Here is an 11,800-nt window from a genome sequence, read left to right as displayed (position 1 = left end):
TCCTTTACAGGCCCCGGGGGTTGGCCGGGCGACGATCGGCAAGATCCCGCGGGGCGCTCTCATCGGCGCGCTGCGCATACGGCGGTACGTCGACGAGTGTTGCGATCAGCCTCAGCAGAGCGCGATGCTCAGGGCCGTCCGCCCCTTCCTTGAGGAAGCTCCGGAGATCAATGTGTGACAACCGACCGCCAGACGGCGCGTTCGGCTGATGGATGACGAAAGCCTGCCCGTCGCGGGGCTCGCGGCCCAGAAACCAGGCGTCGCCGTTGGGACTTCGGTACAGCTCACGTCGTTCGGTCACGAAGTTATCCTTTCAATATTATAGTCGAAGCGGTGGGCCTACATCCGCTCAGGTTCGCCCTCGGCCAGGGACGAGCCCAGTCCCGCTAAGCCCGAGACCAACTGACAGATCACATTCAGCGCCGTCATTGAAAAAACGCGCACGGATCCCGGTGCGCAACAAAGGTCGGGAACGGGCGTTCCATCGCTGCGACGTCTCCTGCGCGGGACACCGCAATTGCTGTCGCTATCCGATCCCGACCTGCGCCGGTAGCGCCGATTCCACGGGCTTGAGCGTCAACGCCTCGGCGTCCGGATGGCGGCTCAACAGCGCCTTCAGGTCGTCGTCGCCGCGGCCCTGCACCTCTTCGGTCCACACCTTGAACAGCTCCAGGTCGTATGCCCCGAACGTGGTCATCATAGCGCCGTCCGCCGCGTCCCGTCCACGGACCATCAGGATGCGTCCGATGCGAGGGATGTTGTGGCGCGCATCAAAGGTGTACCAGCGATCGCCGACGTAAACCTCCGTCCACGCGCTGAAGTCGCCGGGGCCCGACGGGGGAACGCCGATGTCGCCGAGATAGCCACTCGCGTACCGGGCCGGGATGCTCATGGCGCGGCAAAGCGCGGTCGTAAGATGCGCGAAGTCCCGGCAGACGCCGGTGCGCTCCTTGAACGCGTCCGCCGCCGTCTTCGTCGGACGGCCGAAACCGTAGCCGAACGTCAGGTGATTATGCACGAAGTTGCAGATCGCCTGCACGCGCGCCCAGCCCATCGGCGTCCCACCGAAAAGGCGCCACGCGTCATCGCGCAGGATGTCCGACTCGCAATAGCGGCTCGCCATCAGGAAGGGCAGCGTTTCGGGCGGCAGGTCCGCGACCTCCCGCTGCTGCGCGTTCCAGTTGAACGGGTCGGGCTCCCCCTCGACCTCCACGACGCAGTCCGAATTCAGTGTAAGACGACCGGTGGGGGCCCTCAGCCGTATGAGCCGGTTGCCGAACGGATCGAGGATATCGTCCATCGCGAGCTCGGGCTCAACCTCCAGACGGTCGGAGCCGATAATGCGATCGGAATGGGTGGAGTGAGGCGACAACCCGAGAATGAGCGTCGTGGGCGTCTTGCAATTCAACGCGATTTCAAATCCGAAGCGGATATACATTCGCACCTTTCTACACCCGCAAACTGAACAAATAATTCTGCGCTCTTGGGCATTGTTATATCAATGAACAGTGCAAATATAGCGTCGATTAAATAAAATAAAAGGACGAACTACGTGGAATTACGATCGTGAGTGCGCTGATGGTATCTCACAAGACGGTGTACTCATACGACCGACCCGTGGAATTTGGCCCACACGACCTGATGCTCAGGCCCCGTGACGGACACGACATGCGAATCCTGGCATCGAGCCTGACCGTCTCGCCACCGGCGGATGTCGGATGGGCCTACGACGCATTCGGAAACTCCGTGGCGCGGCTGACGTTCCACGATCGGGCACAGGAACTCGTTATTGCCAGCCAACTGCGACTGCGGCGATACGCTCTCGACGATCCGCTGCCGCGCATCGGCCGCCGCGCGGGCGCCTATCCGCCGCGGTATGAACCGGACGAGGCGTTTGATCTCGCCCCCCTCGTCGCGATCGACCGGCCTCGCGATACCGAGGTCGTGAAGACTTGGGTGTCGTCGGTTCTGCCGAAACTGCCGGAAGGGAGCGCCGAGGTGCTGGAGGCCCTGTCGACGGCGGTCAACCGCAGTTTCCTGTACCGGCGCCGAGACGAGATGGGCGTGCAGTCTCCGGCCGAGACCATCGCCGCGGGAAGCGGCTCCTGTCGAGATTTCGCTTTCCTCTTCATGGAAGCGGCGCGATCCCTCGGCTATGCGGCGCGGTTCGTCACCGGATACCTTTACGACCCGGCTGTGGACACCGCGGACGCCGATACTATGACCGGCGGCGGCGCGACGCACGCCTGGGCTGACGTGTTCCTGCCGGGGGCCGGGTGGGTCGAGTTCGATCCGACCAACCGGATCGTCGCGAGCCGAAGCCTCGTGCGCGTGGCGACGACCCGTACGCCTGCGCAGGCGGTGCCCGTCAGCGGCACCTACCTTTCCCTCGACGGCGCAGCACAGACGTCGATGGAAGTGGAGGTCGCCGTGCTCCGCGTGCGGTGAGGATGCTAACTTGCGTGACGCCCGACAGACCGCTGAGCCAACCGGCGATGACGCTGAGGACGAGCCCCGCGAACGCGAGTAGTGGCCCGGTCAACACCAGGTCGCCGCCGCATTCGCAGCCCGCGCGGCTGCGGCCGCGACTCGGTTGACGGTGCACTCGTAGCTGGCTTCGAGTTCGGCGACTTGCGCCCTCGCCTGTTCGACCGGGATACCGCACGCGCTCGCCAGCGCTTCAATGGCCTCGCGACGCACCCGGCCGGCATTTGTCGTTGCCGCTTGGTACGAGAGCGCGCATGGCGTTGACAGCCGGTTCATGGGGCGCGTCCGGCTCGCCGCCTGTTGCGCTGACCTGCCCCTCGATGACCTCCCTCGGATCAATTGAGGCGGCACGGCGGATGGGCGACGGTCTGCTCGACCCCGCCGGCGACCATGGCAATGCCGCTAAATGGGCCGCCGACGATGCTGCCGGCCGAACTCCTCAGCTAGGTAGAGGACAAGCAGGGGCGTTAGCGCCCAGGCGGCAGTCGGCAACATCGCGATCCCACTCAGCCAGCGTCTCCTGTGACGCGACGTCGATGCTCGGAAGAATGCCCTGGCGCGGCCCAGCGTGCCGAGATGCGTGAGCAGCATATCCTCGCTGGACCGAGTCGCGCTCTTGAAACGACCCTCAAATGCAGAGTGGTCGACTTCGGTCGCAGCTTGGAGCTTAACTTCAAGCCAGAAAGCCCTGACGAGCGCGAACTCGATGCGAACGACCGCAATCTCAACTCGCAGTCTCATCGTACCGCATCAGCCCGCCGCCGCGCCATTCCACTGAGCAAAGCATGCGGGGCAAATCAACGGCCGGGGACAACTTCAACGCGTTGGACAGCGCGCCTGACTGCAGCGGAGAACAGTTCGACCCCAGATCCTCTCGCTTGAGTATGGCGGAGGGAGAGGGATTCGAACCCTCGAGACGGTTTCCCGCCTACACACTTTCCAGGCGTGCGCCTTCGACCACTCGGCCACCCCTCCGGACGGACCCCGCTTAGCAGAAGACTTCGGCCGCGTTAAGAGGGGATGTGTGGATCACACACGATGACACAAGGCCGATGCGCGCCTGGAGGCTTTTTCCCATGTTCCGTACACTCCGGTGGCTGATCTCGCTGCCGTTCCAGATCCTCGGCTACGTCTTCTTCCTCGGCGCCCTCGTCACCGGCTCCCTGAGCATCTGGCGAATGATCCAGGACGAAAACGCGGCCGGCATGCAGCTCGGCGACCTCTGGTTCCGCCTCTCGCCCGAAACGCTGCAGCTCGCCCAGCCGGCAGTGCAGCGCTACCTCCACCCCGCCATCTGGGATCCGGGCATCCTCACCTTCCTGCTCCTGCCGAGCTGGCTCGGCCTGATCATCCTCGCCGCATTGTGCCTGCTCATCGGACAACTCATCTATAGGGTCCGGTAACCAAGGAGTGGCGCTATGAACCTCATGCAGCTTTTCGGAAAATCTCTCGAGATCCCGACGGCCGAGGACGCACTGCCCGGGCGCCCGGAACCGATCGCTACCGCCGCGGTCCACGCCGTCAGCGGCGAGCCCCTCAAGGGCGACTGGACGGGGTTGCGGACCGTCGTCTTCGCGCTCGGCTGCTTCTGGGGCGCCGAGCGGATCTTCTGGAGGACCAAGGGCGTCAAGGTGACGGCCGTCGGCTACGTCGGCGGACACACGCCGAACGCGACCTACCGCGAAGTCTGCACCGGCCGCACCGGCCATACCGAGGGGGTCCTCATCGTCTACGACCCGAAGGTCGTCTCGTTCGAGACACTGGTGAAGACGTTCTTCGAGTCGCACGATCCCACGCAGGGCATGCGCCAGGGCAACGACGTCGGCACGCAGTACCGTTCGGCGATCTTCGTCGGGTCGGACGAGGAGCGCGCCACCGCCGAGGCGGTCAAGGCGCGCTACGACGCGTCGCTGAAGGCCAGAGGCTACGGGCCGATCACCACCGAAATCCGCGGATCCGCGCCGTTCTACTACGCCGAGACCGAGCACCAGCAGTACCTGCACAAGGTGCCGAACGGCTACTGCGGACTGGGCGGTACCGGCGTCAGTTGTCCCGTCGGCACCGGCGCCGCGGCGTAGTCCGGCTCGTCGAGGAGCCGCTGGCACGCCGGCGGCATCCGCTCGACGGTGAGCGGCTCACCGGGCCGGGCCTTGGGGTCGGGCGTCCACGGGGCGGGCGTATACCAGTAGTCGAGGTCCGCCCCGCATCCGTCGCCCTTCGGCGGGTCGGGCTGCGGATCACACCCGCGCGCGCCCCTGGGGCACTTCAGCCGCACATGGAAATGCTCGTCGTGGCCGTACCAGGGGCGGATCCGGCGCAGGAACCGGCGGTGCGGCCGGCTCATCGCGCACATGGCCTTCTTGATGTGCGGGTGGACGAAGACGCGCGCCACCCGGCGGTCGCTGGCCGCCTCGCGCACGAGGGCCGCAATCTCCGGCGTGAACTTCGCCGGGTCCACGGTCGTGCCGTCCGCGTTGAGGACCGACTCGAATGGCCTTGTCTCGCGCTCCTCGTCGGTGAGCGGCGTCTCGGGTCGGCGGGCGTACCAGATGTCGACGTCGAGCCCCACCTGATGGCTCGAATGGCCGAACAGCATCGGCCCCCCGCGCGCCTGGCTGATGTCGCCGACCAGGATGCCGTTGAGGCCGCCGCCGGCCGCCGCCGCGGCGAGGTCCTCCACGAAGGCGATCGTCGCCGGGTGCCCCCAGCGCCGCCCGCGTGACAGACGCATCGCCGAATGATGCGCCCCCTCCGCCGCGAGTTGAACCGCGCCGGCGATGCAACCCTTGCCGTAGCGCCCGAGCGGCTCGGCGGGAGGCGCGGTGGGCCCGGTGACGGCGGCGAAGCGGACCTTCGCCAGTGACGGGTCGGGATCGGCCTTGCGCGCCGTCGTCCGCGCCACGGGCTTCACCTTCGCCCGGCTGTCAGCGACGACGATCCCCTCGCCTGTCCTCGGCGTGCCGGTCGCCGCCGACGCATCTGCCGATCGGGCGGCCGGCGCTACGGCGAGCGTGACCAGAAGCACAAGGGCGGCGGCCGCGTCGTGGGGACGCATCGCTCAGTCGTCCATGAAGAGGTGCCAGCCCCAGGCGATCCAGCCGGGACGCACCTCGTGGCCCCCGTCGTGAAGGCAGACGATGATGCGCGTGCCGTCGTCGCCGGACGACCCGTCGCACGTCAGCGCCAGCCCCTCCGGCGCGTCGACGGTCTCCGGTGCGCCGTGGTGGGCCGCCTTGCGGAAGGCCGCCACCGCTTCCTCAACGTTTCCCTGCCGCGTGTCGCCGATCGCCCGCCCGGCCAGCGGCACCACGGTGTCGGAAGTTCCGTGGAAGTGCAGGATGTCGACCGGTGGATTGTCGCAATCCGTCGGGATTGGCGCCCAGAACGTCCCTGCGATTGGCACGAACCCGACAAAGTCAGCGCCACGCCGGCACGCCAGTGTCCACGTCATCATCGCACCGCCGGAGAAGCCGGCCGCCATGATGCGCTTCGGGTCGATCTCGAACCGCTTCGTCACGTCCGCCAGGACGGCGTCGACGGCATCGAGCTCGATGTCGCTGTCCTCGAGGCCGCGGCGCGGAGCGTTGCGGATGAGCCACCCCTTGCCGGCGCTGTCCATCGCGATCAGCGCGGCGCCGAGCCGGTCCGCCGTCTCGCGAAGCGCCGTGAAGTCCATCACGCCCTCGGCGGAGCCGCCGTAGCCATGAAAGTAGAGGATCGCCGGAAAGGGGCCTTCGCCCTTCGGCAGGGCGATCCGGTAGGTGCGGCCGCTGACCGTGCAGTCGCTGTCCGCGCCACAGGCGAGCGCTGGGCCGGCATCGGCGAAAACGCTCAGAAGCATGGTGAGGACCAGGGGCGCGAAGAGACGATTGAACATGCGGCGTTCCTCCCTGGGACCCCTGCGTAGCACGCTGCCGCTCGCCAGGGCAGGTCACGTCCCCGTCATCGCCGCGAATTGGTGAGCGCTGCCGTGGACTTGTCACAGCCGCTCGCGGCACGCATCTCCCCGGGCGGAACACGCGGAGGTGAGCCATGCCGGAACGGGACGATTCGGAACGGAACGCGGTGGATCGGGGCGCGGCGGATCCGGGCGTGGCGCTGATCGTGGGGGCGGGTCCAGGGTTCTCGGGCTCCGTCGCGCGCAAGCTCGCGGCACGCGGGATGTCCATCGCACTCGCCTCCCGCAAGCCGAAGCCGCAGGAGGCCGAGGCGATCGCCGCCCGGAGCTACGCCTTCGACGCCGGGGACGCGGCCGCGACCGCCCGGCTATTCGCCGAGGTCGAGCGCGACCTCGGGCCGCCGAGCTTCGTCATGTACAACCCCTCCGCCCGTGTCCGCGCGCCGCTGGTGGACCTCGTGCCCGACGAGGTGGAGCGGGCGATCCGCGTCACGGCGTTCGGTGGCTTCCTGGTGGCGCAGGAGGCGGTGAAGCGCATGCTCCCCCTTGGCGGCGGGCGCATCCTGCTGACCGGCGCCACTGCCAGCGTGAAGGGCATGCCGCAGTCGGCTGCCTTCGCAATGGGCAAGTTTGCGCTCAGGGGACTGGCGCAATCGATGGCGCGCGAGCTCCAGCCGCAAGGAATCCACACGCTGCACGTCGTCATCGACGGCGCCATCGCGAGCCCGGCCCGCACGCCCGCCTCGCCCGACGCCCACCTCGATCCGGACGCCATCGCCGACGCCGCCCTCGCCGCGCTCGACCTGCCGCGTAGCGCGTGGTCGTGGGAGACCGAGGTGCGGCCCTGGGTGGAGCGCTTCTAGCGGCGCGCCACACAGGGCCGGTTCGCTCAGGCGAGGCGCCAGACGCGGGTCCGCTTGACGTCCGCGTCCTCGAGGGCGAGCGGCACCGGCACCTCGTAGGTCGCCACAACGATGAGCGAATCCGCCGGCAGGTAGGTCCGCTTCGGGTCGCCGATGAGAACGGTCGCGCCCGCCGCCTGGGCCCGGCGCAGGAACGCGAACGCCCGGTCGGCGAGGGAACGCTCGTAGAAGATGTCACCCGCCAGGACGACGTCGGCATCCGCCTCCCCGCCGAGCAGGTCGCCGCTCACCACGTCGACGCTCACCCCGTTGGCAGCGACGTTGAGCGCGATCGCCTCGAGGGCGAACGCGTCGATCTCGTTCGCCCGCACCGAGGACGCGCCGGAACGCGCCGCGGCGATCGCCGCGATCCCGCCGCCGGCGCCGACGTCGAGCACCCGCCGCCCCGCCACCAGCGACGGGTCGTCGAGGATGTAGCGGGCGAGCGCCTGCCCACCTGCCCAGGCAAATGCCCAAAAAGGAGGCGGCAGTCCCGCCTCCCCGAGTTCCTCCTCGGTCTTCTGCCACAGGGGCAGCGCCTCGTCGGCGAGATGCAGCACGATCTCGGGGACGTGCGAGGGTGCGGTGAGGAGTGTGTTGGCCTTGATGAACGCAGCGCGATCCATCGGATGGGTGCCTGTCAGCGCTTGGCCATCGCCATGATCGTCGTCCACTCCTCCTCGGTGACGGGCTGCACCGAAAGGCGGGAGTTCTTGATCAGCGCCATCTCGGCAAGCGCCGGCTCCTCCTTCACCTCGGCGAGTGTCACGGGGCGTGCGAGCGGCTTGTCGGCCGCGATGTCGACGCACTCCCATGTGCCGGAATCGTCGGTGGAATCCGGGTGGGCGGTCTTCACCACCTTCACCGTTCCGACGATCTCCTTCGCGTTGACGGAGTGGTAGAAGAAGCCCTTGTCGCCCTTCTTCATCTCACGCATCTGGTTGCGTGCCATATAATTGCGCACGCCGTCCCATTCCGTGCCGGTTTTTCCTGCATTCACCTGATCGTCCCAACTCCAAGTCCCCGGCTCGGACTTGAACAGCCAATAGCGCATCGCGGTCCTCTCGTTTCGGCCTTGGGATAAGGCCGCTGTCACAAAAAGCATTTGCTTTTTCTTTAGGCATGCCCGTTGTACACCAAGCGAGCAAAAGGGAGCCCAGCGGTTGGCACGGCTTTTGAAGGGCACCGGTGTTGACCGCCGTCGGGCACCCATCAGCCCACGGGGGAGATATAGGGAATGCCAATGAAAATTGTGATGGCGATCATCAAGCCGTTCAAGTTGGATGAGGTGCGTGACGCGCTTTCGTCCATCGGCGTCGCCGGGCTGACGGTGACTGAAGTAAAGGGCTACGGGAGGCAGAAGGGTCACACCGAGGTCTACCGTGGTACCGAGTACGCCGTGAGCTTCCTGCCCAAGCTCAAGATCGAAGTCGCCGTCCCTTCGGAGATGACACCGCGCGTCATCGAGGCGATTCAGACCAGCGCCAAGACCGGCCAGATCGGCGACGGCAAGATCTTCGTCTACACGCTCGACAGCGCGGTGCGCGTGCGTACGGGCGAAGTGGATGCAGAAGCCCTTTAAAAAGTTCCCAACCATCGCGGACAGCACAGCCACATGAAGAACTCAATGCTCCTGAAGCTCGCCGGAGCGGGCCTTGCGCTCGCCCTCTCGGCGACGACCGTGTGGGCGAAGGCCGACACGTCGACCCAGCCCATGGCGGAGCCAGCGCTCATCCAGCTTGCGCAGGCCGACTCCACGACAACGACGACCACGACCGACACGACGACGACCACCACCACCCCGTCGGTGACCGACGAGGTGAAGAGCGCCGCTGAAGGCGTCGCCGCCGAGGCGGAGAAGGCCGTCGACGCCGTCGCTCAGGCCATCCCGACCGATGGCGCAGAGGGCAGCCCGAAAGAGCCGACCGCCGCCAGCCAGGAAGCCGCCGCGCCGACGCCCGCGGTCTCCTCCGACGTCGCCTACATCTTCAACACCCTGCTCTTCCTGATGGCAGGCTTCCTGGTCATGTTCATGGCCGCCGGCTTCGCCATGCTCGAGGCCGGTCTCGTCCGTTCCAAGAACGCGGCGATGCAGTGCCTGAAGAACCTCGCCCTCTACGCCATCGCTGGCATCATGTTCTGGCTCGTCGGCTACAACCTGATGTACGAGAACGTCGATACGGCGAACAACATCCAGGCCCTCGCCAACTACATGGGCACCTTCTCGGTGAAGGCGTTCCCGGCGACGGATGCCGACACGGGTAACTACTCGGCCTACTCCGACTGGTTCTTCCAGATGGTGTTCTGCGCCACGACCTGCTCGATCGTCTCCGGTACGATCGCCGAGCGCATGCGCCTCTGGCCGTTCCTGATCTTCTGCGTCTTCCTGACCGGCATCCTGTACCCGATCACGGGGTCCTGGGAGTGGGGCACGGGCTGGCTCGACCAGATGGGCTTCTCCGACTTCGCCGGTTCGACGCTGGTGCACTCGGTCGGTGGCTGGGCCGCTCTCGCCGGCGCTCTCGTCGTCGGTGCGCGTGCCGGCAAGTTCGGCGCGAACGGCGTGATCCACCCGATGCCGGGCTCCTCGATCCCGCTCGCCACGCTCGGCACGTTCATCCTGTGGCTCGGCTGGTTCGGCTTCAACGGCGGCTCGCAGCTCGCCCTGGGCTCGATGGTCGACGCCTCCTCGGTCGCCAAGATCTTCGTGAACACCAACGCGGCTGCCGCGGCCGGTGTGATCGTCACCGTCTTCCTGACGCAGATCTTCTACCGCAAGGTGGACGTCACGATGGCCATGAACGGCGCCCTCGCCGGTCTCGTGTCCATCACGGCCGAGCCGCTGATGCCCTCCGTCGCGACGGCCTGCTTCATCGGCGGTATCGGCGGTCTGATCGTCGTGGTCTTCGTCCCGCTGCTCGACAAGATGCGCATCGACGACGTGGTCGGCGCGATCCCGGTGCACCTGTGCGCCGGCATCTGGGGCACGATGATCGTGCCGTTCTCCTACACCGGCGCTGAGGGCGACCCGACCTACTACGTCCAGTTCATCGGCGTGGTCTCGATCGGTGCCCTGGCGTTCTTCTCGAGCCTGATCGTCTGGCTGATCCTGGCTGCGGTCATCGGCCTGCGCGCCACGCCGGAGGAAGAAGCCGTCGGCCTCGACTCCAGCGAGGTGGGCGTGCTCGCCTACCCCGAATTCGGGTCCGGCCGCGTCTAACCTTCGAGGGCGGTCCGGACACCGGTCCGGCCCGCACCTCACCGGGGTGGCTCGAGGCTTGTCCGAGAGCGCGCCCCGAGGAGGCTGAGCCAACCAGGGTGTGGCCCCCGGCGCGCTCAGTTCCCAAATGCGGTCCGCGATTAAGGCTCGGGTATTCCCGGGCCTTTTTTCGTGGGAACTCTATGTGCACCTCGACCCGGTCGACGACAGGCGAGGACAAGCATGGGACACCCAACTCTGAGGCGGGCCTACGCCGGGTATCTCATCGCGCGCAGTCTGTCGGAGCGGACCGGCCCGGCCGCTGTAACCGGCGACCCGGCCCCGCGCCGCAACGACGAACCGACCGCCCGAGAGATGGACGAGCCGATGACACCCCCGCCCGCCCCCGACGCGGCCGACACCGGCCTCCCCCCGTTCCCGAAGCAGCGGCTCTTCGGCGTCAGCGTCGCCGCCATCACCTTCAACCAGGCCATCGAGCGCATCATCGCCTGGTCGCGCACCACGCCCGCCCGCACGGTCGTCACCACCAACCTCGATCACGTGATGAAGCTGCGGAGCGATCCGCTGTTCCGCCTATGCTACGAGGAGGCCGACCTCGTCACCGCCGACGGGATGCCCTTCGTCTGGCTCGCGAAGCACGAGGGAGAACCGCTGAAAGAGCGCGTCACGGGGTCGGACCTCGTCGAGCCGCTGGTGGCCGCGGCCGCGCGCGAGGGACGCTCCGTCTTCCTCTTCGGCTCGACGATGGACCGCCTGCACGGCGCGGCGAAGATCCTCAAGGAGCGCTATCCGCAGCTCGAGTTCCGCGGCGCCTACGCGCCCCCCTTCGGCTTCGAGCGCGACCCGGACCTCCACGCCGAGGTGCTGGAGATCCTGCGCACCGCCCGGCCGGACATCGTCCTCGTCGCGCTCGGCGCGCCCAAGCAGGAGGTGTGGTCGCGCGCCATGTCCCATGCGGTGCGCCATGGCGTCTTCGTGTGCATCGGCGGAGCACTGGACTTCCTGTCGGGCGAGATCCGCCGGGCCCCGCCGTTCATGCGCCGCACCGGCACCGAGTGGCTGTGGCGCGCCTTCACGGAGCCGCGCCGCCTCGGCCCGCGCTACGTGAAGATCATCTGGGCGCTGCCCTCGCTCTACCGGATGCACAAGAGCGACCGGGCGAGATACGACGCGCTGCTGCGCCAGCAGGCGATCGCCGCCGAGTCCGCCGCCACCTACGACGCCATGACCCCGTCCGCCGCCGAACCCCGCTCCCGCCGGGCATAGCGCCCGCGATGGCGCCCGTGGCACCGC

14 protein-coding genes and 1 tRNA gene are annotated in these 11,800 nt (G+C 67.4%); 7 read left to right on the top strand and 8 right to left on the bottom strand.

The genetic code is table 11. From position 1 onward, the window contains the following. Positions 1-4: 4 nt before the first annotated feature. Positions 5-301 carry a hypothetical protein gene (locus DLJ53_RS02885; RefSeq protein ID WP_202912968.1) on the bottom strand — a complete coding sequence of 99 codons (297 nt, stop codon included), beginning with the start codon at positions 299-301 and terminating at the stop codon, positions 5-7. A 225-nt stretch (positions 302-526) separates the two neighbouring features. Continuing rightward, positions 527-1,438, bottom strand: a complete 912-nt coding sequence (locus tag DLJ53_RS02880; RefSeq protein WP_111342178.1) for a transglutaminase domain-containing protein — start codon at positions 1,436-1,438, stop codon at positions 527-529. 140 nt (positions 1,439-1,578) lie between these two features. Between DLJ53_RS02880 and DLJ53_RS02875 the strand changes: the two genes are divergently transcribed. Next, positions 1,579-2,448: a transglutaminase family protein gene (locus DLJ53_RS02875; protein ID WP_111342176.1), complete on the top strand. Its 870-nt coding sequence runs from the start codon at positions 1,579-1,581 to the stop codon at positions 2,446-2,448. A 90-nt stretch (positions 2,449-2,538) separates the two neighbouring features. On the opposite strand, the gene DLJ53_RS34615 is transcribed toward DLJ53_RS02875, so the two are convergent. Further along, positions 2,539-2,763: a hypothetical protein gene (locus tag DLJ53_RS34615; protein WP_146619865.1), complete on the bottom strand. Its 225-nt coding sequence runs from the start codon at positions 2,761-2,763 to the stop codon at positions 2,539-2,541. Positions 2,764-3,372: 609 nt separating this feature from the next. Continuing rightward, positions 3,373-3,462, bottom strand: a tRNA-Ser gene (locus DLJ53_RS02865). 101 nt (positions 3,463-3,563) lie between these two features. Here DLJ53_RS02865 and DLJ53_RS02860 point away from each other — a divergent pair. Both DLJ53_RS02860 and msrA read left to right on the top strand, forming a co-directional pair. After that, positions 3,564-3,890: a hypothetical protein gene (locus DLJ53_RS02860; RefSeq protein ID WP_111342173.1), complete on the top strand. Its 327-nt coding sequence runs from the start codon at positions 3,564-3,566 to the stop codon at positions 3,888-3,890. Positions 3,891-3,914: 24 nt separating this feature from the next. Then, positions 3,915-4,565 carry a peptide-methionine (S)-S-oxide reductase MsrA gene (gene msrA, locus DLJ53_RS02855; protein WP_111344005.1) on the top strand — a complete coding sequence of 217 codons (651 nt, stop codon included), beginning with the start codon at positions 3,915-3,917 and terminating at the stop codon, positions 4,563-4,565. Here msrA and mepA read toward each other — a convergent pair. Next, the gene (gene mepA, locus DLJ53_RS02850) at positions 4,505-5,542 is read right to left on the bottom strand and encodes a penicillin-insensitive murein endopeptidase (RefSeq protein WP_111342172.1); all 1,038 of its coding nucleotides are present in this window, start codon (positions 5,540-5,542) and stop codon (positions 4,505-4,507) included. The genes msrA and mepA overlap by 61 nt on opposite strands. A gap of 3 nt (positions 5,543-5,545) precedes the next feature. Next, positions 5,546-6,364, bottom strand: coding sequence for a CE1 family esterase (locus DLJ53_RS02845; RefSeq protein ID WP_111342170.1), 819 nt, complete (start codon positions 6,362-6,364; stop codon positions 5,546-5,548). Between the two features lie 155 nt (positions 6,365-6,519). Here DLJ53_RS02845 and DLJ53_RS02840 point away from each other — a divergent pair, with 155 nt between their 5' ends. Beyond that, positions 6,520-7,248, top strand: a complete 729-nt coding sequence (locus DLJ53_RS02840) for an SDR family NAD(P)-dependent oxidoreductase (RefSeq protein WP_111342168.1) — start codon at positions 6,520-6,522, stop codon at positions 7,246-7,248. Positions 7,249-7,274: 26 nt separating this feature from the next. On the opposite strand, the gene DLJ53_RS02835 is transcribed toward DLJ53_RS02840, so the two are convergent. Continuing rightward, complete coding sequence (locus DLJ53_RS02835) at positions 7,275-7,913, bottom strand: class I SAM-dependent methyltransferase (protein WP_111342166.1); 639 nt, start codon at positions 7,911-7,913, stop codon at positions 7,275-7,277. A 14-nt stretch (positions 7,914-7,927) separates the two neighbouring features. After that, positions 7,928-8,341 (bottom strand): EVE domain-containing protein, encoded by a 414-nt coding sequence (locus DLJ53_RS02830; protein WP_111342164.1) that lies wholly within the window; start codon positions 8,339-8,341, stop codon positions 7,928-7,930. A gap of 189 nt (positions 8,342-8,530) precedes the next feature. Here DLJ53_RS02830 and DLJ53_RS02825 point away from each other — a divergent pair, with 189 nt between their 5' ends. The 3 genes from DLJ53_RS02825 to DLJ53_RS02815 all read left to right on the top strand — a co-directional run bounded on the left by DLJ53_RS02825 (position 8,531) and on the right by DLJ53_RS02815 (position 11,773). Further along, the gene (locus tag DLJ53_RS02825) at positions 8,531-8,869 is read left to right on the top strand and encodes a P-II family nitrogen regulator (protein ID WP_111342162.1); all 339 of its coding nucleotides are present in this window, start codon (positions 8,531-8,533) and stop codon (positions 8,867-8,869) included. A 33-nt stretch (positions 8,870-8,902) separates the two neighbouring features. Beyond that, positions 8,903-10,507 (top strand): ammonium transporter family protein, encoded by a 1,605-nt coding sequence (locus DLJ53_RS02820; RefSeq protein WP_244934992.1) that lies wholly within the window; start codon positions 8,903-8,905, stop codon positions 10,505-10,507. Between the two features lie 222 nt (positions 10,508-10,729). Further along, the gene (locus tag DLJ53_RS02815; protein ID WP_111342160.1) at positions 10,730-11,773 is read left to right on the top strand and encodes a WecB/TagA/CpsF family glycosyltransferase; all 1,044 of its coding nucleotides are present in this window, start codon (positions 10,730-10,732) and stop codon (positions 11,771-11,773) included. Positions 11,774-11,800: the final 27 nt, after the last annotated feature.

The organism is Acuticoccus sediminis (genome assembly GCF_003258595.1).
GTDB lineage: Bacteria > Pseudomonadota > Alphaproteobacteria > Rhizobiales > Amorphaceae > Acuticoccus > Acuticoccus sediminis.
Note: the sequence above shows the minus strand (reverse complement) of the source record. Positions and strands in the feature narration are given on the sequence as shown.